Here is a 19,861-nt window from a genome sequence, read left to right on the forward strand (position 1 = left end):
CACGTCAGTGCACGGCCTTCAGTCCGGCGACGATCATCTGGGCGCCCCGTCGGGCGGCGCGTTGGGCGCTCAGTTTCGGGCGGGAGACGCTGCGATGACCGAAACCGAACATGCAGGCGAGGATCAATTCTTCCGCTGCATCCAGCGCTTCGCCCGACAGATCGGGATTGGCGATGCAGGCGAAGTCGCGGAGAATGGCGCGAAATCCGGCGCATAAAGTGGCGATCGTTTCGCCGACCGCTTCATTGCGAAACGACTCGGCCAATATGTCGAAAGAGAAGGCCTCGTCCTTCTCGCTTTCGGTGCCGTGCAGCAAAAGTTGCTCGAAAGTTTGCTCAAGGCTGAGCGCGCCGGCTTCCAGTTTCGTGCGCAAAACAACCATGTCCGCATTCCACGCGTTGGAATCCGACTGGACCAGCGCCTCGATAATATCTTCCTTGCCCTTGAAAAGTCGGTAAATTTGGCCGACCGAAACCTGCGCGGCGGAGGCAAGCTGTGCCATCGAGGTCTGGTGGAACCCCTTTGTCGCAAAAAGGTCGCGCGCGGTGGTCAATATGCGGCTTCGACCGTCTTTTTCATGTTGCACTGCAACCATTTTCTACCCCTTGGCGTTTTTCGCCTCTTGAATATTCTGTGCCATGATCTTAGGTGCCCGGCAAGCGGAATGAACGTTCATTCCGCATGTAATGATCCAAACCGAAACGGAATATAGGCGATGCAAAAGGGGATTTTCACCGGTTTGCTGGCGTGCGCGTCGGCCTTGGCGCTGAGCGCGTGCGGCGAGAGCCCGCCGCCCGCGCCGCCGCCGCCCGCAGTCGGTGTCGTAACGTTGGCAACCGAGTCGGCGCCGCTGCTCAACGAGTTGCCGGGCCGCATCACAGCCTTCGAAACGGCCGAAGTCCGCCCGCAGATCAGCGGCATCATTCGCCGCCGCCTTTTTGAAGAGGGCGGCTTCGTGCGTGCCGGGCAGCTGCTGTACGAGATCGACGACGCGCCCTATCGCGCCGCACTCGCGCAGGCGCAGGGTTCGCTGGCCAGCGCTAATGCGACGATCAATTCGACCAACCTCCAGGCGCAGCGCTACAAGGATCTGGTCGCGATCAACGCGGTCAGCAAGCAGCAATATGATGACGCGGTGGCCACCGCGCAGCAGGCGCGCGCCAATGTCGCGGCACAGCGTGGCGCGTTGCAGGCGGCGCAGGTGAACCAGAATTTCACCCGCATCCGTGCGCCCATTTCCGGCCGCATCAGCCGTTCGCTCTTTACCCCTGGCGCGCTGGTGCAGGCGGGGCAGGCGGATGCGCTCACGACCATCCAGCGTACCGACACCGTCTATGTCGACGTGACGCAGTCGGCTGCCCAGATCATCGACCTCAAGCAGGCGATGAAAAAGGGTGGTGTCAGCGAGGGCGATGGCGCGCGTATTCAACTGGTGCTGCCCAATGGCAGCGCCTATCCGATCGAGGGGCGCCTGCAATTTTCCGAAGTGACGGTCGATCAGGCGTCCGGTGCGGTGACGCTGCGCGCGACCTTCGCCAATCCTGACGGCCTGCTGTTGCCGGGCATGTATGTCCGTGCGAAGCTGGTCGAAGGGCAGGTGGCACAGGCCATTCTGGCGCCGCAGCAGGGGATCAGCCGCGATGCGCGCGGCCGTGCGACCGCGATGGTCGTGGGCAAGGACAACAAGGCCGAATTGCGCCAGGTCGAGGTGGATCGCGCGATCGGCGACAAGTGGATTGTCACCAGCGGCCTGAAGCCTGGCGACAAGCTGATCGTCGAGGGGCTGGTGAATTTGCGGCCGGGCACCGTGGTGAAGCCCGGCGCGCCGCAGCAGGTGACGGCTGCCGCCAATGGTGCGCAGGGTGCGCAGGGCGGAGCGAACTAAGCCATGGCCCGTTATTTCATCGACAGGCCCATCTTCGCATGGGTCATCGCCATCGTCATCATGCTCGCGGGTCTGCTTGCGATCCGGTCGCTGCCAGTCGCGCAGTTCCCGGAAATCGCGCCGCCGGCGGTGACGATCCAGACCACCTATCCGGGCGCGAACGCCCAGACGCTGGAAAGCACCACCACGCAGATCATCGAGCAGCAGCTCAAGGGCATCGACAATCTGCGCTATTTCTCGTCGACCAGCGACGGTTCGGGCAACCTCAACATCACCCTGACCTTCGAGCAGGGCACCGACCCTGACATCGCGCAGGTGCAGGTGCAGAACAAGCTGTCGCAGGCGACGCCTTTGCTGCCGCAGGAAGTGCAGCAGCAGGGCCTGCGCGTCAGCAAGTCAACCTCCAGCTTCCTGCTGATTATGGCCGTCTATGCCGATGACGGCATTCACGATCAGGAAGATGCGAGCGACTTCATCGCGTCGACGCTTCAGGATCCGATCAGCCGCGTCACCGGTGTCGGCGACACGCAGCTGTTCGGTTCGCCCTATGCGATGCGCATCTGGCTCGACCCGTACAAGATGGCCAATCTGGGCATCACCACGGGTGACGTCAAATCGGCGATCACGGCGCAGAACGCGCAGGTGTCGGCCGGCCAGATCGGTGGTTCGCCCTCGCCCAAGGGGCAGGCGCTCAACGCTACCGTCACCGCCCAGTCGCGCCTGCGCACGCCGGAGGAATTCCGTAACATCCGCCTGCGCAGCAACAGCGACGGTTCGGTCGTGCTGATGTCGGATGTCGCCAAGGTCGAACTGGGCGCGGAAACCTATGGCTTCGGCGTGAAGTTCAACGGCCATCCGGCATCGGGCTTCGGCGTCAAGCTGGCGCCGGGCGCGAACGCGCTCGACACGGTGGAGGCGGTGAAGAGCCGCGTCGACCAGCTGTCGAAGAACTTCCCCAGCTGGGTCAAATATGACTTCCCCGTCGACAACTCGACCTTCGTCAAGCTGTCGGTTGAACAGGTCATCCATACCCTGTTCGAGGCGGTGCTGCTTGTCTTCGTCGTGATGTTCCTGTTCCTTCAGAACTGGCGCGCGACGCTGATCCCGACCATCGCGGTGCCGGTGGTGCTGCTGGGCGCACTGGCGATCCTGAGCGTGGCCGGCTTCACCATCAACACGCTGACCCTGTTCGGCATGGTGCTGGCGATCGGCCTGCTGGTCGACGACGCGATCGTCGTAGTCGAGAATGTCGAACGCCTGATCCAGGATGAAGGGCTTAGCCCGAAGGAAGCGGCCCGCAAGTCGATGGACGAAATCAGCGGCGCGCTGATCGGCATCGGCCTGGTCCTGTCGGCGGTGTTCCTGCCGATGGCCTTCTTCGGCGGCTCGACCGGCGTCATCTTCCGCCAGTTTTCGATCACCATCGTGTCGTCGATGATCCTGTCGGTGCTGGTGGCGTTGATCCTCACCCCGGCGCTGTGCGCCACGATCCTGAAGCCCGCCTCGCAAGGGCATAGCTGGCATGGGCCGATCGGATCGAAACTGGGTCGCTTCTTCGACTGGTTCAACCGCACCTTCGACAAGGGCGTGGTCCGCTACGGAAAGGGCGTCGAGAAGGTAGAGCATCGCTGGGGCCGGACGATGCTGGTCTATGGCCTGATCGTGGTCGGCATGGCCTTCATCTTCCTGCGCCTGCCGAGCGGCTTTCTGCCTGACGAGGATCAGGGCATCATCATCAACCAGGTGTCGCTGCCAGCGGGCACGACGCTGGAAGAGACCGAACGCGCGCTGACCCGGATGCGCAACCATTATCTGGTGGACGAAAAGAAGAATGTCTCGGCCGTCTTCACCATCGCGGGCTTCGGCTTCGTGGGGCAGGGCCAGAATGTCGGCATCGTGTTCGCTCGAATGAAGGATTGGGAGGACCGCAAGTCTGCGGACGACCGGGTTCCCGCAATCGCCCTGCGCGCCAACATGGCGTTCCAGAAGATCTCGTCGGGCATGGCCTTCGCCTTTGTGCCGCCGGCGGTGCAGGAACTGGGCAATGCGTCCGGTTTCGACTTCCAGCTGCTCGACCAGGCCAATCTGGGTCATGAAAAGCTGCTGGCGGCACGCAACCAGCTGCTCGGCATGGCGATGGGCGACAAGCGCCTGGCGCAGGTTCGTCCCAACGGTCTGGAAGACACGGCGCAACTGAAGCTGAACGTCGATCAAGCGGCGGCGGGCGCGCTGGGTATCGCCCAGTCCGACGTCAACGACACGATCAGCACCAATCTGGGTGGCGCCTATGTCAACGACTTCATCGATCGCGATCGCGTGAAGCGGGTCTTCGTCCAGGCGGAAGCGCCGTTCCGCACGTCGCCCGACGCCATCAACGCCTTCCACGTGCGCGGTAGCACTGGCGCGATGGCGCCGCTGTCGGCCTTCGCCACCACCGAGTGGGTGCAGGGTCCGGCGCGTCTGGAACGGTTCAACGGCGTTCCGTCGATGAACATCCAGGGTGCGCCTGCACCCGGCGTATCGAGCGGTACGGCGATGCAGGCGATGGAGGAATTCGCCGCCAAGCTGCCGGCCGGCATCGGCTTCAGCTGGAACGGCATCTCCTATGAGGAGCGGACGTCCGGTGGTCAGGCGCCCTATGTCTATGCGCTGTCGATGCTGATCGTGTTCCTGTGTCTTGCGGCTCTTTATGAGAGCTGGTCGGTGCCGATTGCGGTGATGCTGGTGGTGCCGCTGGGCGTGCTGGGCGCCGTGATCGCGGCCAGACTGGCCGGGCTGAACAACGACATCTACCTTCAGGTCGGCCTGATCACGACCATCGGTGTGTCGGCGAAGAACGCGATCCTGATCGTCGAGTTCGCCGAAGAGAAAATGCGAGAAGGAATGGCGCCGGCGCAGGCGGCGCTGGAAGCGGGCAAGCTGCGTCTGCGGCCGATCCTGATGACCAGTTTCGCCTTCATCTTCGGCGTGCTGCCGCTGGCAGTGTCGAAGGGCGCGGGAGCGGGCGGTCAGAATGCGATTGGCTGGGCGGTGGTCGGCGGGATGTTGTCGGCGACGGTGCTGGCGGTGTTCTTCGTCCCCGTCTTCTTCACTGTCGTGAAGCGGTTGTTCCGCGAACATAAGAACCATGAAGCGGCTGGCGATACGGCAACCCCGCACGCGCCGCAGGAGGCTTGAAGATGAAGCGCAATATGAAAGCGCTGGGTGCCATAACCCTCACGCTGGCGCTGGCCGCCTGCGACATGGCGCCCAAATATGTCCGGCCGGAATTGCCCGTGCCTGTCGCCACCCCCGAGGGGCCGGCTTATGCTGCCGATGGGGCGCAGGTTGCGATCGTGCCGGCGGAGACTGGCTGGCGCGATTTCTTCACCGATGCCCGGCTGGCGCGGGTAATCGAAACCGCGCTCGCCAATAATCGCGACCTTCGTCTGGCGGTCGCGAATGTGGCGCAGGCACGGGCGCAATATCGGGTGCAGCGGGCCGATCTTCTCCCCACGGTGGGGGCGACCGGGACGGCGACCTATTCCGAGCAACCGCTCGTCCAGTTCGGTCAGGCCCAGCGGTTGAACACGGACGTCTATCAGGCGCAGGTCGGTATTTCGGCCTGGGAGATCGACTTGTTCGGCCGGGTGCGCAACCTGACCAAGGCGGCGCAGGAGCAATATTTTGCGAGCGTCGAAACCCGCAATGCGGCCCAGACCAGCCTGATCGCAGAGACGGCCAATGCCTGGCTGACGATGGCGGCGGATCAGGAAAGGCTGCGCATCGCCCGCGATCTGGAGAAGGCGTTCGGCAAGACGCTGGAACTGACCAGGGCGCGCTTCGACAAGGGCATCGCGTCCGAACTGGAAGTGCGGCAGGCGCAGACCAGCTATGATTCAGCCCGGTCGGACATCGCCCAGGCGACGACCCTGGTAGCGCAGGACCAGAATGCGTTGAACCTGCTGGCGGGTACGACCGTCCCGACAACCGATCTGCCGGAGGCGTTTCCGGAGCAGAATGCGACGATCGACAACCTGCCTGCCGGCATTTCGTCGGACATCCTGCTACGCCGGCCTGATATCGCGTCGGCAGAGCACCAGCTGCGTGGCGCCAATGCCAATATCGGCGCGGCGCGGGCGGCCTTCTTCCCGCAAATCTCGCTGACCGCGGCATTGGGGACGGTGAGCCTTGGACTGTCCAGCCTGTTCGCTTCGGGCAGCGATTCCTGGTCGGTCGCCCCCAGCGCGACCCTGCCGATCTTCGACTTCGGCCGGAACAAGGGCAATCTTCGCTATGCTAAGGCGACCTATGACGCGATGCTCGCCACCTATGAGAAGAGCGTCCAGACCGGCTTCCGTGAAGTCGCGGACGCGTTGGCGCGGCGCGGCACGATGGGCCAGCAACTGGAGGCGCAGACGTCGCAGCGCGATTCCGCACGGGTCGCCTACACCCTTTCGGAAGCACGCTTCCGGTCGGGTGTCGACACCTTCCTGACGACGCTGGATTCGCAGCGTTCGCTCTATGCGGCGGAGCAGAGCCTGCTCGCCACGCGGCTGACGCGAGCGAGCAATCTTGTGGAACTCTACCGCGCCATGGGTGGCGGCCTGAAATAAGGTCGGAGCATCGTGCGCAAAATCGTGTACCGATTTTGCGCAGAAAAAAGATGCGACAACAAAGAACTGGAGCGCGCGATCAGCGTCAGATTTTTACGCAGCGCGCTCTGGCTTTGAAAGCAAGCGGAGGGAGGCGGCTCTCTTCATTCAGCGCTATCAGGGCGCGGTAATGATGGAGAGTGACATGAGCCTGTTCCGCACGATCTTCCAGTCCCCCGTCGGTGCGCTGCCCCTGGTGGCGAGCGACACGGGGCTGGTGGCGGTCCTCTGGCCCGACGACGCGCCCGATCGGGTTCGCCTGGACGCAACGCGCGAGCAGCCGGATCATCCGGTGCTGGCGCAGGCGATCGTCCAGTTTGCTGCCTATTTCGCGGGGGAGCGGACCATGTTCGACCTGCCCCTCGATCCGCGCGGCACTGATTTCCAGCGGAGCGTCTGGACCGCGTTGCTCGATATTCCCTTTGGTGAGACGCGCAGCTATGGCGATATTGCCCGCGCGATCGGTCGCCCCTCAGCCGTGCGTGCGGTCGGGGCCGCCAATGGCCGCAATCCGCTCTCCATCGTGGCTCCCTGTCATAGGGTGGTGGGCAGCAATGGCGCGCTGACGGGCTTTGCCGGCGGCCTGGAAACCAAGCGCTGGCTGTTGGCGCATGAACAGGGCCAGGGGCAAGAGCCGCGCCTGCTCTGATTTTCTCGCTGTCCAAAAAGCCGTTACAGCCTATGCTTGTCGAACAGGCGAGGCTATGCGGACGCGATCATGACACCTGACCTGGATGTGATCGTCGCCGATATCGTTACCGCCATGGGCGCGGCGGACGAGCGCGGCACGGTCGCCAGCTATATTCCCGAACTGGCCAAGATCGATCCGGGACAATTCGGCATTGCGATTGCGACCGCGGACGGCCGCATCCTGACGGGCGGCGATGCCGAAACCGGCTTCTCGATCCAGTCCATCTCCAAGGTCTTCGCCCTGACCCTGGCGCTGGGCAAGGTCGGCGACCAACTGTGGGACAGGGTAGGGCGGGAGCCTTCCGGCAATGCCTTCAACTCGATCGTCCAGCTCGAACAGGAGCATGGCATGCCGCGCAACCCCTTCATCAATGCCGGCGCGATCGTCGTGGCGGACGTCAATCTGGGCGGGCATCAGCCAAGGGTGGCGATCGGCGAGATGCTGCGCTTCGTTCGCTATCTTGCCGGCGATGATGAAGTCGCGATCAACGAGGCGGTGGCGGCATCGGAAACGGCCACCGGATTTCGCAACATGGCGCTCGCCAACTATATGCGGGCCTTCGATAATGTGCGCCATCCTGTCGATCTGGTGCTGGGCACCTATTTCCATCAATGCGCGATCGAGATGAGTTGCCGGCAGCTGGCACTGGCGGGACGCTATCTGATGCTCGACGGTCGCCATCCGGAAGGGGGCAGAGTGGTCTCGCCCCGGCGCGCGCGGCGTATCAACGCGCTGATGCTGACCTGCGGTCATTATGACGCGTCGGGCGACTTTGCCTTTCGCGTCGGCATACCCGGCAAGTCGGGGGTCGGCGGCGGCATATTGGCGATCGTGCCGGGCCGGGCGTCGATCGCGGTCTGGTCGCCTGGCCTGAATGCCAGCGGCAACAGTCAACTTGGCACATTGGCGCTGGAGGAACTGGCGCAGCGGACCGGTTGGTCGGTATTCAGCCCGCCGCCGGAGGGCGATTAACCAATCTCGTCCGCGCGCAGGCGTCGCAGCTTCGGCGCAATCTGGAGCTGCGCCGCATCCTTGATGCCCACGCGCAGATCCTCGCGCATCTGGTGGATGGAGGCGATGACCGGCCCCATGGCGACGCCCAGATCGACCAAAGCCGTCTCTGCCAGTTGCAGAGAGCTTTCCAGCGTTTCAGGCACCGCGTCGCTCGCGCCAGCCTTGTAGAGTTGCGCGGCATGATCGGTATCGCGGGCACGGGCGATGATCGGCAGGTCGGGCACCCAGCCGCGCACCCGCTTGGTCACGCGCACCGACAACACCGGATCGTCCATCGTCAGGATCAGCGCGCGGGCATGGCCGAGCCGCAGCTTGTCGAGCATTTCCGCGCGCGCGACGTCGCCGAACAGGATCGGATAACCGCCACGCCGCGCTTCCGCGACGACATCCGGGTCCGATTCGACGACGATGAAGCGTTGATTATGGGTGCGCAGCAGATCGCACACCATCCGTCCGACGCGACCGAAACCGATGACCACCGCGGCCGCTTCCGTATGCGCCTGCTCCGGCTCGGCCTGTTCTTCGCCCAGCGCCATTTCCAGCCGCCGGGCGATGTCATGCCCGACGCGCGCCAGCAGCGGCGTGATCGTGAGGCCGATGGCCGTGACGATTTGCCAGAAGGCTGCGGTCGACGGCAGGATCAGGTTGGCAGCGGCTGCAGTCGACAACACGATCAGCGTCGTTTCGGAGGGGCTGGACATCAGCACGCCGACCTCCAGCGCCACGCCCTTGCGCGCGCCGGATATGTAGAGCAGCGCGCCCGTAACCAGCGTCTTGGCAAGGACGACGCCGACGACGGCCAGCAGCAGGCTTTCCCAGTTGGCAAGGATGACGCGGATGTCGAGGCTCATGCCCACGGTGATCAGGAAGACGCCGAGAGCCAGCCCCTTGAAGGGCGCGGTCATCACCTCGACTTCGCCATGATAGTCGGTTTCGGCGATGAGCAGCCCGGCGAGCAGCGCCCCCACGATGGGCGACAGGCCGGCGATCGACGTCGCCATGCTGGAAACGATCACCACCAGCAGGCTGGCTGCGAGGAAAACCTCCGGGCTTTTGGTGCGCGCCGCCTGGCTGAACATATGCGGCAGGAACAGCCGGCCCAGCACCAGCATGATGGCGATGGTGATCCCGCCCTTCAGCAGGGTGTTGGCCATTTCGCTCCAGGCGCCATCAGGCCCGGCGGCAACCGACGGGGCGAGCGCGCCCAGCATGAAGATGATCGGGACGAGGGCAAGATCCTCGAACAACAGCATCGAGAAGGCGGCGCGTCCGACCGCGCTCTGGGTGCCGACCATCGGTAGCACGACGGCGGTCGAGGACAGTGCGAGAGCAAGGCCCAGGCCGATCGCGCCCGCGGTCGGCTGCCCGAGTAGATAGAGGCCCGCGGCGATGAGCAGGCCGCTGCCGATCAATTCGGTCGCGCCTACGCCGAACACCTGCGTTCGCATCGACCATAGGCGCCGGAAGCTCAGTTCCAGCCCGATCGAGAACAGCAACAGGATGACGCCCAGTTCGGCGAAGGGTTCTATCGCTTCCTGGTTGGAAATGGTGACATGGTAAAGCCAGGGATATTCGCCCACCAGCGCGCCGAGGCCCGCAGGCCCCACCGCCAGGCCGACCAGGATGAACCCGATCACCGGACTGATCCGGAAGCGGGCAAAGCCGGGAATGACGAGCCCCGCCGCTCCCAAGATGACAAGGGAGTCACTGAAACTGTTGGGGTTGATTGCGCCGGCCATGGCCCATCATCGCGGCTGGGGCGCGGAAATTCTACCCCTGTGCAAGAAAAAGGCCGGAATTATCCAAAGCCCTGCCGATTGCGGCAGGTCGCCGTTCCTATCCGATGATCCGAATTTGGGAGATCAGGCGGCAGGTGGTCCGCTTTGAGGCAAGCATGTGCTGCAGGAAGAGCCCCGCAATTCAGTCTGGTACGGACGGCGGGACTTGAACCCGCATTCCCAGGGGGAGGCGGATTTTAAGTCCGCTGCGTCTACCGATTTCGCCACGTCCGCCCGAAACCTTCAGGGCCTGCATCCCCTGAAGGCTGGCGACGACGAGGTCAAGCGTCGGTTACGGATTCGCCCGCCCCATTCAGCCGTTCGCGCATTTCCTTGCCCGGCTTGAAATAGGGCACGCGTTTCGCCGATACCGGAACCTGCTCGCCGGTACGAGGATTACGCCCCGTGCGGGCATCTCGCGAGCGGGTCGTGAAGGCGCCGAAGCCACGTAATTCCACGCGGCCACCCGTTGCCAATCGGTCGACGATTTCCTTGAAGAAAAGATCAACGATCCTCTCAACCTCCGGCACGGTCAGTTCCGGATTCTCGTCAGTCAGCTTCTGGATCAATTCTGAACGGATCATTGGTTCGTCAGCGCCCCTCTGCAGCTGTTCCCCTTCTGCATTTCATAAAGCTTTTGCAAGAAGTTGGCAATCGGGCAGCGCAATATCGTTTCGCTACGTCAAGAATAGCAAAAGTCCGCCGGAACCTTGGTTCCGGCGGACTTTTTAGAGGTAATCCCTAAGAGGATCAGCCTTCGCTCTTGGCCTTGAGCGCTTCGCCCAGAATGTCGCCCAGCGACGCGCCGCTGTCCGACGAGCCATATTGCGCAACCGCCTGCTTCTCTTCGGCGATCTGCATCGCCTTGATCGAGAAGGTCGGCTTCTTGGCGCGGTCGAAACCAGTCACCATCGCATCGAACTTCTGGCCGATCTGGAAGCGTTCCGAACGCTGTTCGTCGCGGTCGCGACCCAGGTCGCTGCGCTTGATGAAGCCGGTGGCGCCGTCGTCGCCAGCCTGGACTTCCAGGCCACCGTCGCGGACTTCCAGAACGGTCACGGTGACGATCGCGTTCTTGTTCAGGCCGGCAGCAGCAGCGGAGGTGCCGCCAGCAGCCGGACCACCACGCTCAAGCTGCTTCATGCCAAGGCTGATGCGCTCCTTCTCGACGTCGATGTCAAGAACAACGGCCTGAACCGTCTCGCCCTTGCGGTGCAGAGCCAGCGCGTCCTCGCCCGAAATGCCCCAGGCGATGTCCGACATGTGGACCATGCCGTCCACATCGCCGTCCAGGCCGATGAACAGGCCGAATTCGGTCGCATTCTTGACTTCGCCCTCGACGGTCGAGCCGATCGGGTGACGTTCGGCGAAGCTGTCCCAGGGGTTGTTCTGGGCCTGCTTGAGGCCGAGCGAGATGCGGCGCTTCTCCGGATCGACTTCCAGAACCAGAACTTCGACTTCCTGGCTGGTCGAAACGATCTTGCCGGGGTGGACGTTCTTCTTGGTCCAAGACATTTCCGAAACGTGGACCAGGCCTTCGATGCCGGCTTCCAGCTCGACGAACGCACCATATTCGGTGATGTTCGTGACGCGGCCCGACAGCTTGGCGCCGACGGGATACTTGGCCGACGCGCCTTCCCACGGATCGCTTTCCAGCTGCTTCATGCCGAGGCTGATGCGCTGGGTGTCGCGGTTGATGCGGATGATCTGGACACGGACGGTGTCGCCGATGTTGATCATCTCGTTCGGGTGGTTGATGCGCTTGTACGACAGGTCGGTGACGTGCAGCAGGCCATCGATGCCGCCCAGGTCAACGAACGCACCATAATCGGTGATGTTCTTGACGACACCTTCGATGATCTGGCCTTCGGCCAGCGTCTGGATGAGGCCGCTGCGCTGTTCGGCGCGGGTTTCTTCCAAAATGGCGCGGCGCGACACGACGATGTTGCCGCGGCGACGATCCATTTTGAGGATCTGGAAGGGCTGCGGGATGTCCATCAGCGGGGTGACGTCGCGAACCGGGCGAATGTCGACCTGCGAACCGGGCAGGAAGGCCACGGCGCCGTCGAGGTCGACGGTGAAGCCACCCTTGACGCGGCCAAAGATGACGCCTTCGACGCGGGCGCTTTCGGTGAACTCGGCTTCCAGCTTGTCCCAGGCGGCTTCGCGGCGAGCGCGGTCGCGCGACAGCATGGCTTCGCCATGGGCGTTTTCGACGCGGTCGACATAGACTTCGACTTCGTCGCCGACCTTCAGGTCAGCCTTCTGCCCGGGCATGGCGAATTCGCGGAGCGGCACGCGGCCTTCCGACTTCAGACCTACGTCGATGACGGCCAGGTCGTTTTCGATGGCGGTAACGGTGCCCTTGACGACGCGGCCTTCGAAGCCGCCGTCCTCGCCACCGAGGGAATCATTGAGAAGCGCGGCGAAATCGTCGCGCGATGGGAATGCCACAGAGGCCATATATAGTGTCCTTCACTCATCATTGCTGGCCAATCGGTTGTGTCCGATGGTCTTTGGCCAAACCACGCGCGGGACCGAATATCCAACGCGTATCCAGGGGCTTAGGCTCTCTAGAACGCACAGGCTGGATAAGCGAAAAGGGCACCCGGAATATCCGCGCGCCTTATCGGGTCACTCCTCAGGGGCGACCTTCAAGCTGGGCGTCCACAAGCGCGATAGCCCGCTGGACGGCGGCGTCTATAGTCAAATCCGACGTGTCTAGCAAGTCCGCGCCATGGGCGACCTTGAGCGGGGCATGGTCGCGGCTCATGTCGCGCGTATCGCGCGCCTGAATATCCGCGATCAGGCTGTCCATGTCGGGATGGCCGCCGTGGGAGAGAGCGTCCTTGAAGCGGCGTTCGGCGCGGACATGGACGCTGGCGGTCACGAAGATCTTGGCGTCGGCATCGGGCGCGATCACTGTGCCGATGTCGCGCCCGTCGAGAATCGCGCCGCCCGGCTGGGTGGCGAAGTCGCGCTGACGCTGGACGAGGGCGTCGCGCACGCTTTGATGCACGGACACGCGGGAGGCGAGGCTGCCGACCGCTTCGCTGCGCAGCGCGGGGTCGGCCAGGATCGAGTCGTCGAAATCGCAGGCGGCGAGCGCGTCCGACTCATGGTCCGGGTCGCCACCCTGCTTGAGCACGGACAGGCCGACCGCGCGGTAGAGCAGGCCGGTGTCGAGCACCGGCAAACTATAATGGCGACCCAGCGCCTTGGCGATGGTGCCCTTGCCCGATGCGGCGGGTCCGTCAACGGCGATGATCATGCTACTGCGCCCAGCGACTGGAGCAGCGGCAGGAAGGTCGGAAAGCTGGTCGCGACCGGACGCATGTCGTCTATGGTGACGCCATCCTTCGACACCAGGCCGGCGATCGCGAAGCTCATGGCGATACGGTGGTCGAGCTTGGTCGCGATCGGCCCACCGCCAGCAAGCGGCGCGCCGCCGCTGCCATCGATGATGATGCCGTCTTCCAGTTCCTCAACCTGCACGCCGATAGCGCGCAGCCCTTCGGCCATCGTGGCGATGCGGTCCGATTCCTTGACGCGCAGTTCCTCCAGGCCGCGGAAGATGCTGCGTCCTTCGGCGAGGGCGGCAGCGATGAAGGCGACCGGATATTCGTCGATCATGCTGGGCGCGCGGGCCGGGTCCGGCTCGACGCCCTTTAGCGCCGACGCGGTGACGATCAGGTCGCCGACCGGCTCGCCGCCGACTTCGCGGGCGTCGGTGATTTCGATCGATCCGCCCATTTCACGTAGCAAGTCGATCAGGCCGGCGCGCGTCGCGTTCAGGCCGACATTGGCGATCTTGACCTTCGATCCCGGCACCAGCAGCGCCGCGACCATGGGGAAGGCGGCGGAGGAGGGGTCGCCCGGCACGACGATCTGCTGAGGTTTCAATTCCGCCTCGCCGACGAGCGTGATGATGCGCGTGCCGTCCGCTTCGACCTCGACATTCAGGTCCGCGCCAAAGCCCTTGAGCATCCGCTCGCTATGGTCTCGGGTCGGGATCGGTTCGACGACGCGAGTAATGCCGGGAGTGTTGAGGCCGGCAAGCAGGATCGCCGACTTCACCTGCGCCGAAGCGACCGGCAGGCGATAATCGAGCGGCACTGCGGGGCAGGCGCCCTTCATCGTGAGCGGCAGGCGCTCGCCGGGGCTGGTCGTGAAACCGGCGCCCATGCGCGACAGCGGTTCGGTCACGCGCGCCATGGGGCGTTTGCTCAGGCTGGCGTCGCCAATGAAAGTGGCGGTCAGGTCATGGCTGGCGAGCAAGCCCATCAGTAGCCGGGTGGAGGTGCCGCTGTTGCCCATGTCGAGCGCGGTCTGAGGCTGGAGCAGGCCGCCGACGCCGACGCCATGAATATGCCAGATGCCGTCCTCGTCCCGCTCGATGGTCGCACCCATTGCCCGCATCGCGGCGGCTGTGGCGAGCACATCCTCGCCCTCCAGCAGCCCTTCGACGCGGCTTTCGCCCACGGCGAGCGCCGACAGCATCAGCGACCGGTGGGAAATGCTCTTGTCGCCCGGCACGGTGACGCTGCCGGACAGGGCCGGTGCGGCGGTGAAGGTCTTGGGGGCGGGAATATCGCTATGCTGGGTCACGGGGGTATCCGATGTCTTGGAACCGAAAAAATGCGAGCGGCTTTTGACAGCGCGGTTTCGCTATGGCAAGGCGCCCGACGTTTCGCGGGCGACATCCGTCGCGCCGCGTGATTTCTGTTTGAGCATCGAAGAAGGAACAGGCCGGACATGGTGAAGGCTGAATGGGGCACGAAGCGGACCTGCCCGAAATGCGCGACTCGCTTCTACGACCTGGGCAAGGACGACCCGGTGACTTGCATCAACTGCAACACCGCCTGGGAACCGGAGCCGGTGCTGAAGTCGAAGCAGCCGCTGCCTTATGAAGAGGTTGCACCCAAGAAGGTCATCGAGACCGCCGACGGCGAGCTGGAGACGGCTGACGACGATCTGGACATCGATCTGGACGTGGATGACGACGGCGATTCGCCGGATAATGACGTTGATCTGGGCGGCGATGACGACCTGGGCGTCGACGCGGGCGGCGATGATAACGACGACGACAATTAATTGAAATTTGTGCTTGCCAACGGGGTCGCCTCCTCCTAGAGGCAGCGACCTCCGAGGCGCCGGACCCAAACGGCGCTTTCGGAAAATTGGTGACGGGGCCTTAGCTCAGCTGGGAGAGCGCCTGCATGGCATGCAGGAGGTCAGCGGTTCGATCCCGCTAGGCTCCACCAGTTTTTCGGAGAAAGAAAATGTCCTGGCGGCATTTTCCCGAAAAACTCCTGGTTGCAAGCGAAGGGGTGTCAGAAGGTCAGAAGTGACCTTGTTTGACAGTTCTTCCGCAAGCGACGGACACCGGTAATTCGGCCGACGGTTTTTGCCGGACATGGTTTGATCCATTGGGATGCGGCATTGCTGCAAACGATGGGGCCTTAGCTCAGCTGGGAGAGCGCCTGCATGGCATGCAGGAGGTCAGCGGTTCGATCCCGCTAGGCTCCACCATTTTCGGGCAGAGATAATGCCCGAGGGAAAATTCCCGAAAATTCTTGGCCATCGATAGTTTCGAAGCCCGTTGGTCTTAGGCGATCAACTTTGCCGGGCTTGCAATCCATCCGATTGGGGATCAGCATCTCCCAAGGGCCGTATCGCGGACCGAAAAGGGGAGTTGCCATGAAGCGTTCAATCCTGTCGGTTGGCAACCTTGCGGCCATTCTGATCCTTGGCGGATGCATGGAAACCATGCCGGGGCCGGATCGCCCGCGTCCTCCCCGACCGGGAAAGCCCATCTGCACGCGCGAATATGCGCCCGTGTGCGCGGCCAAGGGATGGCGGCGCAAGACCTTCAGCAATAGCTGCATGGCGCAGGCAGAGCGCTATACGGTGATCAGTCCGAAGCCTTGCGACGGAAAGTGAGGCCAGCGGCTGCCGGTCGTGCTCACACCAGCGACACGAAGCTGTCCATCACCCGCTTGCGCCCGGCCGTCTCGAAGTCGATCTCCAGCTTGTTGCCCTCGATCTCCGCGACGGTGCCATAGCCGAACTTCTGGTGAAAGACGCGCAGCCCGATGCTCATGTCGCTGCGGCCCTTATTGCCCAGTGATACGGCCGAGGTCCGCGCCTCGACGATTCGGACGGGTTCGCGGTTGAACTGGCCGGAGGATTGGGCGCGCTGCCAGCCCGGCCCGCGGCTGCTGCCGCGCGCGACATTGGCGAAGGGATCGTCCCGTTCCGACCAGTTGGCGCGCCAGAGCGATGCGCCGCCGCTCATGCTGCTTTCTTCCTCGACATGCTCCGGCGGCAGTTCGCCGACGAATCGCGAAGGGATGCTGCTGGTCCACTGGCCGTAGATGCGACGGTTCGCTGCATGCAGGATGGTGCAGCGCTTGCGCGCGCGCGTGATCGCGACATAGGCAAGCCGCCGCTCCTCCTCCAGGCTGTTGAGGCCGCCTTCGTCCAGCGCGCGTTGCGACGGGAAAACGCCCTCCTCCCAGCCGGCAAGGAACACATTGTCGAACTCCAGCCCCTTGGCGGCGTGAATGGTCATGATCGTGACCTTGCGTTCGTCCTGTTGCGCCTCATTGTCCATGACGAGGCTGACATGCTCCAGGAACGCGCCCAGCGTCTCATATTCTTCCATGGCACGGGCAAGTTCGCTCAGATTTTCGAGTCGGCCCGCGCTTTCGGTGGTGCGTTCGGCCTGGAGCATGGCGGTATAGCCGCTCTCGTCCAATATCTGCCGCGCCAGTTCGGCATGAGGCAATTGAGCGGCGCGATCGCGCCAGCGGGCCAGATCGCCGATGAAGGCGCCGAGCGAGCGGCGGGCCCGCGGCGTCAGTTCGTCGGTGTCGAGGATGCGCGCAGCAGCAAGGGCAAGGGGAATGCCCTGCGCCCGTGCGAGTCGGTGCAGCTTCTCCACCGCCTTGTCGCCAAGGCCGCGCTTGGGGACGTTGACGATTCGCTCGAAGGCAAGGTCGTCGGCCGGTTGGTTGACGAGCCGCAGATAAGCAAGCGCGTCACGGATTTCGGCGCGTTCATAGAAGCGGAAGCCGCCGACGATGCGATAGGGAAGGCCGATCTGGATGAAGCGGTCTTCGAACTCGCGCGTCTGGTGCTGAGCGCGAACGAGAATCGCCACCGAGTCCAGCGATCCCCCCCGGCGCTGAACCGCCTCGATCTCGTCACCGATGCGGCGGGCTTCTTCCGGGCCGTCCCAGACGCCGACCACCTGCACTTTTTCGCCCACGTCGATGTCGGTCCAGAGCGTCTTGCCGAGCCGATTGCCATTTTCGGCGATGACGCCCGATGCCGCGCCCAGAATATGGGGAGTGGAGCGGTAATTCTGTTCCAGCCGGATGATGGTGGCGCCAGGAAAATCCTTTTCGAACCGCAGGATATTGGCGACCTCTGCGCCGCGCCATGAATAGATGGACTGGTCGTCGTCACCCACGCAGCAGATATTCTTGCGCGTCTGGGCGAGCAGCCGCAGCCAGAGATACTGGCTCGAATTGGTGTCCTGATATTCGTCCACCATGATGTAGCGGAATTTCTGCTGATATTGTTCCAGAACATCACGATGCTTCTTCAAAATCGTGAGAATATGCAGCAGCAAGTCACCGAAATCACAGGCATTCACGTCGCGCAGTCGCGCCTGATAGGCGGCGTAGAGCTTCTGCCCCTTGCCATGCGCGTAGCCCTCGCTCTCGCCCGCGCCGACATCCTCGGGCGTCCAGCCCTTGTTCTTCCACTGGTCGATCAGGCCGCCGAGCTGGCGCGCGGGCCAGCGCTTCTCGTCGATCCCCTCCGCCTGGATCAGTTGCTTCATCAGGCGCAACTGGTCGTCGGTGTCGAGAATGGTGAAATTGGATTGCAGGCCGACCAGTTCGGCATGGCGGCGCAGCATTCTGGCCGCGATGGCGTGGAAGGTGCCGAGCCAGGGCATCCCCTCGACCGCGTCGCCGATCATGGCGCCGACGCGGACGCGCATTTCCCGTGCGGCCTTGTTGGTGAAGGTGACGGCCAGGATTTCCGACGGCCAGGCGCGTCGTGTCGCGATCAGATGGGCGAGCCGCGCGGTCAGCGCCGCCGTCTTGCCCGTACCGGCGCCAGCCAGCACCAGCACCGGCCCATCGGTCGTCAGCACGGCCTCCCGCTGGGGTTCGTTCAGACCCTTCAGATAGGGCGGATCATTTGGGGAGGGGGCTGGCAGCGTCATCTGGGTCAACTAGGGATGGCGGGTGAAGGGGGCAAGGGCGGGCATCGGTATGGGCGCTTGCGGCGAAGCTCTTTCTATGAGAACAAAACACGAATCATGCAAGGGAGACGAGCCATGGTGACAGGCAAATGCCAGTGCGGTGCGATCCGATATGAAGCCGAAGGCGAACCGGCCTACAGCGCGCTTTGCCATTGCGCCGACTGCCGGGCGAGCGCGGGTGCGCCGATGGTCGGATGGGCCTTGTTCCCGGAGGACAAGGTGTCGATCAGCGGGGCGCCGGTGCAGTATCGGTCGTCGGAAAATGCCACGCGCCATTTTTGCGGCGTCTGCGGCACAGGCCTGTTCTACACCAATCCGCTGGTCTTCCCCGGATCGATCGATATCCAGACCGCGACGCTGGATGATCCTGCGGCTTTGCCCCCGCAGGCCCATGTGCAGATGGCCGATGCCCTGCCCTGGATGGCGGGTACGGACGCGCTGCCGAAATTCGATCGCTATCCGGGAGAGTATGATAGTTAATGGCCAATCAACCCGGCGCTGATTGGCCACCTTTCATCGCCGGACCGAGGAACGGGGGGCTATCCCTGCCGGTTCTTCCCCTGCCCGAGCGGGCACACGGGGCGAAGAACATAGGAAAGGATGTTCCCGATGAAGATGATCATGCTGGCGGGCGCGGCCCTGCTGAGCTTCACCTCCATATCAGGCACGGGTTTCGCGCAGGAAATGCCCGCGCCGGATAGCCCGCCGCCCGGTGACGCCATGAAGCCGCCCGCCGAACCAGCGATGCCCGCCCCGCCACCGGCGGCTGACCCTGCCATGCCGCCATCGGCGGCCGATCCTGCCACACCGCCACCCGCGGCTGATCCTGCCATGCCGCCACCGGCGGCCGATCCTGCCATGCCGGCCCCGCCGCCTCCGGGCACAGATCCCAATGCGGGTCAGCCCACGGGTGCGGTTCCCCCCGATCCTGGCATGACGCCGGCTCCGGCCGATGCGCCCAGGGATCCGGCGGCGCCGATGGGTTCTTCCTCCAATCCGGTAACGATGGGCGGCAACATGACTCCCGCCCCGACCGATGCGAAGGACTATCCGGTCTGTTCGCGCACGGTGCAGGACAGTTGCATCAATCCGGGCGAGGCTAGGAAGGGGCGCAAGTCTCGCTAAGGCCGGATACCGAGGCGGGCAGGGCGGCGATCAATCGTGCCAGCCCGCTCCGGTCGCGGGCTGCATCGGCGAGGCTGTAGCCATCGAGGATAGCAAGGAAGGCATTGGTCGCTTCCGCCAGTATCCCGGACAGACCGCAGGCAGGGCGGATGGCGCAATGGGCGCAATCCGCCATTTTCATGTCCGGTTCGCTATGCCGGACGACCGCGCCGACGGAAATGTCCTCTGGCGGACGTGCCAGAGTGAAGCCACCGCCCCGGCCGCGCTGGGTTTCCAGGAAGCCGCCCTGCGCTAGATGGTGCACCACCTTCATCAGATGATTGCGCGATAGGCCATAGGCTTCGGCGATCTCCGGGATCGTCGCGCGGCTGGTGGGCACCACGACAAGGTGGAGCAACACGCGCAGCGCATAGTCGGTGTGGCGGGTTAACTGCATGGCTGTTCCCGATATAG

The 19,861-nt window shown here is 63.8% G+C and carries 17 protein-coding genes and 3 tRNA genes; 11 read left to right on the top strand and 9 right to left on the bottom strand.

The window, feature by feature from the left end; translation table 11 throughout:
- Positions 1-4 precede the first annotated feature (4 nt).
- The gene (locus DM806_RS23880) at positions 5-595 is read right to left on the bottom strand and encodes a TetR/AcrR family transcriptional regulator (RefSeq protein ID WP_179045652.1); all 591 of its coding nucleotides are present in this window, start codon (positions 593-595) and stop codon (positions 5-7) included.
- 120 nt (positions 596-715) lie between these two features.
- On the opposite strand from DM806_RS23880, the gene DM806_RS23885 reads away from it, so the two are divergent.
- The 5 genes from DM806_RS23885 to DM806_RS23905 all read left to right on the top strand — a co-directional run bounded on the left by DM806_RS23885 (position 716) and on the right by DM806_RS23905 (position 8,182).
- Positions 716-1,885, top strand: coding sequence for an efflux RND transporter periplasmic adaptor subunit (locus tag DM806_RS23885; protein ID WP_179045653.1), 1,170 nt, complete (start codon positions 716-718; stop codon positions 1,883-1,885).
- 3 nt (positions 1,886-1,888) lie between these two features.
- Positions 1,889-5,062, top strand: a complete 3,174-nt coding sequence (locus tag DM806_RS23890; protein ID WP_179045654.1) for an efflux RND transporter permease subunit — start codon at positions 1,889-1,891, stop codon at positions 5,060-5,062.
- Positions 5,063-5,064: 2 nt separating this feature from the next.
- Positions 5,065-6,480: an efflux transporter outer membrane subunit gene (locus tag DM806_RS23895; protein ID WP_179045655.1), complete on the top strand. Its 1,416-nt coding sequence runs from the start codon at positions 5,065-5,067 to the stop codon at positions 6,478-6,480.
- Positions 6,481-6,664: 184 nt separating this feature from the next.
- Entirely contained in the window at positions 6,665-7,168 is a 504-nt protein-coding gene (locus DM806_RS23900; protein ID WP_179045656.1) for a methylated-DNA--[protein]-cysteine S-methyltransferase, read from the top strand.
- A gap of 69 nt (positions 7,169-7,237) precedes the next feature.
- On the top strand, positions 7,238-8,182 hold the full coding sequence (locus DM806_RS23905) for a glutaminase (RefSeq protein WP_179045657.1): 945 nt from the start codon (positions 7,238-7,240) through the stop codon (positions 8,180-8,182).
- Here DM806_RS23905 and DM806_RS23910 read toward each other — a convergent pair.
- The 6 genes from DM806_RS23910 to aroA form a co-directional block, all read right to left on the bottom strand.
- On the bottom strand, positions 8,179-9,963 hold the full coding sequence (locus DM806_RS23910; RefSeq protein ID WP_179045658.1) for a cation:proton antiporter domain-containing protein: 1,785 nt from the start codon (positions 9,961-9,963) through the stop codon (positions 8,179-8,181). The genes DM806_RS23905 and DM806_RS23910 overlap by 4 nt on opposite strands.
- 187 nt (positions 9,964-10,150) lie before the next feature.
- Positions 10,151-10,236: transfer RNA gene (locus DM806_RS23915), tRNA-Leu, on the bottom strand.
- A gap of 47 nt (positions 10,237-10,283) precedes the next feature.
- Positions 10,284-10,586 carry an integration host factor subunit beta gene (locus DM806_RS23920; protein WP_179045659.1) on the bottom strand — a complete coding sequence of 101 codons (303 nt, stop codon included), beginning with the start codon at positions 10,584-10,586 and terminating at the stop codon, positions 10,284-10,286.
- A 166-nt stretch (positions 10,587-10,752) separates the two neighbouring features.
- Positions 10,753-12,465 (bottom strand): 30S ribosomal protein S1, encoded by a 1,713-nt coding sequence (rpsA, locus tag DM806_RS23925; protein ID WP_179045660.1) that lies wholly within the window; start codon positions 12,463-12,465, stop codon positions 10,753-10,755.
- A 178-nt stretch (positions 12,466-12,643) separates the two neighbouring features.
- On the bottom strand, positions 12,644-13,273 hold the full coding sequence (gene cmk / locus DM806_RS23930) for a (d)CMP kinase (RefSeq protein ID WP_179045661.1): 630 nt from the start codon (positions 13,271-13,273) through the stop codon (positions 12,644-12,646).
- Positions 13,270-14,610, bottom strand: coding sequence for a 3-phosphoshikimate 1-carboxyvinyltransferase (gene aroA, locus DM806_RS23935; RefSeq protein WP_179045662.1), 1,341 nt, complete (start codon positions 14,608-14,610; stop codon positions 13,270-13,272). Before aroA ends, cmk begins: the two co-directional genes overlap by 4 nt.
- Before the next feature lie 147 nt (positions 14,611-14,757).
- On the opposite strand from aroA, the gene DM806_RS23940 reads away from it, so the two are divergent.
- The 4 genes from DM806_RS23940 to DM806_RS23955 all read left to right on the top strand — a co-directional run bounded on the left by DM806_RS23940 (position 14,758) and on the right by DM806_RS23955 (position 15,945).
- Positions 14,758-15,096, top strand: coding sequence for a TIGR02300 family protein (locus DM806_RS23940; RefSeq protein ID WP_179045663.1), 339 nt, complete (start codon positions 14,758-14,760; stop codon positions 15,094-15,096).
- A gap of 94 nt (positions 15,097-15,190) precedes the next feature.
- Positions 15,191-15,266, top strand: a tRNA-Ala gene (locus tag DM806_RS23945).
- A 192-nt stretch (positions 15,267-15,458) separates the two neighbouring features.
- Positions 15,459-15,534: transfer RNA gene (locus tag DM806_RS23950), tRNA-Ala, on the top strand.
- 168 nt (positions 15,535-15,702) lie between these two features.
- On the top strand, positions 15,703-15,945 hold the full coding sequence (locus DM806_RS23955) for a hypothetical protein (protein ID WP_179045664.1): 243 nt from the start codon (positions 15,703-15,705) through the stop codon (positions 15,943-15,945).
- Positions 15,946-15,967: 22 nt separating this feature from the next.
- Here the strand turns inward: DM806_RS23955 and DM806_RS23960 are convergent, their stop codons facing one another.
- The gene (locus DM806_RS23960) at positions 15,968-18,244 is read right to left on the bottom strand and encodes an ATP-dependent helicase (RefSeq protein WP_179045665.1); all 2,277 of its coding nucleotides are present in this window, start codon (positions 18,242-18,244) and stop codon (positions 15,968-15,970) included.
- 114 nt (positions 18,245-18,358) lie between these two features.
- Here DM806_RS23960 and DM806_RS23965 point away from each other — a divergent pair, with 114 nt between their 5' ends.
- Positions 18,359-18,763 (top strand): GFA family protein, encoded by a 405-nt coding sequence (locus DM806_RS23965; RefSeq protein ID WP_179045666.1) that lies wholly within the window; start codon positions 18,359-18,361, stop codon positions 18,761-18,763.
- A 129-nt stretch (positions 18,764-18,892) separates the two neighbouring features.
- Positions 18,893-19,408 (top strand): Fe-S oxidoreductase, encoded by a 516-nt coding sequence (locus DM806_RS23970; protein ID WP_179045667.1) that lies wholly within the window; start codon positions 18,893-18,895, stop codon positions 19,406-19,408.
- Here the strand turns inward: DM806_RS23970 and DM806_RS23975 are convergent.
- Entirely contained in the window at positions 19,383-19,844 is a 462-nt protein-coding gene (locus DM806_RS23975; protein ID WP_179045668.1) for an Rrf2 family transcriptional regulator, read from the bottom strand. The two genes, DM806_RS23970 and DM806_RS23975, sit on opposite strands and share 26 nt — an antisense overlap.
- Positions 19,845-19,861: the final 17 nt, after the last annotated feature.

The sequence above is a fragment of the Sphingobium lactosutens genome (assembly GCF_013393185.1).
In the GTDB taxonomy this organism is placed as follows: Bacteria; Pseudomonadota; Alphaproteobacteria; order Sphingomonadales; family Sphingomonadaceae; genus Sphingobium; species Sphingobium lactosutens_A.

Coding starts and splice junctions, on each gene's coding strand:
- DM806_RS23880 (WP_179045652.1), bottom strand. CDS start 595: ATGGTTGCAGTGCAACATGAAAAAGACGGTCGAAGCCGCATATTGACC.
- DM806_RS23885 (WP_179045653.1), top strand. CDS start 716: ATGCAAAAGGGGATTTTCACCGGTTTGCTGGCGTGCGCGTCGGCCTTG.
- DM806_RS23890 (WP_179045654.1), top strand. CDS start 1,889: ATGGCCCGTTATTTCATCGACAGGCCCATCTTCGCATGGGTCATCGCC.
- DM806_RS23895 (WP_179045655.1), top strand. CDS start 5,065: ATGAAGCGCAATATGAAAGCGCTGGGTGCCATAACCCTCACGCTGGCG.
- DM806_RS23900 (WP_179045656.1), top strand. CDS start 6,665: ATGAGCCTGTTCCGCACGATCTTCCAGTCCCCCGTCGGTGCGCTGCCC.
- DM806_RS23905 (WP_179045657.1), top strand. CDS start 7,238: ATGACACCTGACCTGGATGTGATCGTCGCCGATATCGTTACCGCCATG.
- DM806_RS23910 (WP_179045658.1), bottom strand. CDS start 9,963: ATGGCCGGCGCAATCAACCCCAACAGTTTCAGTGACTCCCTTGTCATC.
- DM806_RS23920 (WP_179045659.1), bottom strand. CDS start 10,586: ATGATCCGTTCAGAATTGATCCAGAAGCTGACTGACGAGAATCCGGAA.
- rpsA (WP_179045660.1), bottom strand. CDS start 12,465: ATGGCCTCTGTGGCATTCCCATCGCGCGACGATTTCGCCGCGCTTCTC.
- cmk (WP_179045661.1), bottom strand. CDS start 13,273: ATGATCATCGCCGTTGACGGACCCGCCGCATCGGGCAAGGGCACCATC.
- DM806_RS23940 (WP_179045663.1), top strand. CDS start 14,758: ATGGTGAAGGCTGAATGGGGCACGAAGCGGACCTGCCCGAAATGCGCG.
- DM806_RS23955 (WP_179045664.1), top strand. CDS start 15,703: ATGAAGCGTTCAATCCTGTCGGTTGGCAACCTTGCGGCCATTCTGATC.
- DM806_RS23960 (WP_179045665.1), bottom strand. CDS start 18,244: ATGACGCTGCCAGCCCCCTCCCCAAATGATCCGCCCTATCTGAAGGGT.
- DM806_RS23965 (WP_179045666.1), top strand. CDS start 18,359: ATGGTGACAGGCAAATGCCAGTGCGGTGCGATCCGATATGAAGCCGAA.
- DM806_RS23970 (WP_179045667.1), top strand. CDS start 18,893: ATGAAGATGATCATGCTGGCGGGCGCGGCCCTGCTGAGCTTCACCTCC.
- DM806_RS23975 (WP_179045668.1), bottom strand. CDS start 19,844: ATGCAGTTAACCCGCCACACCGACTATGCGCTGCGCGTGTTGCTCCAC.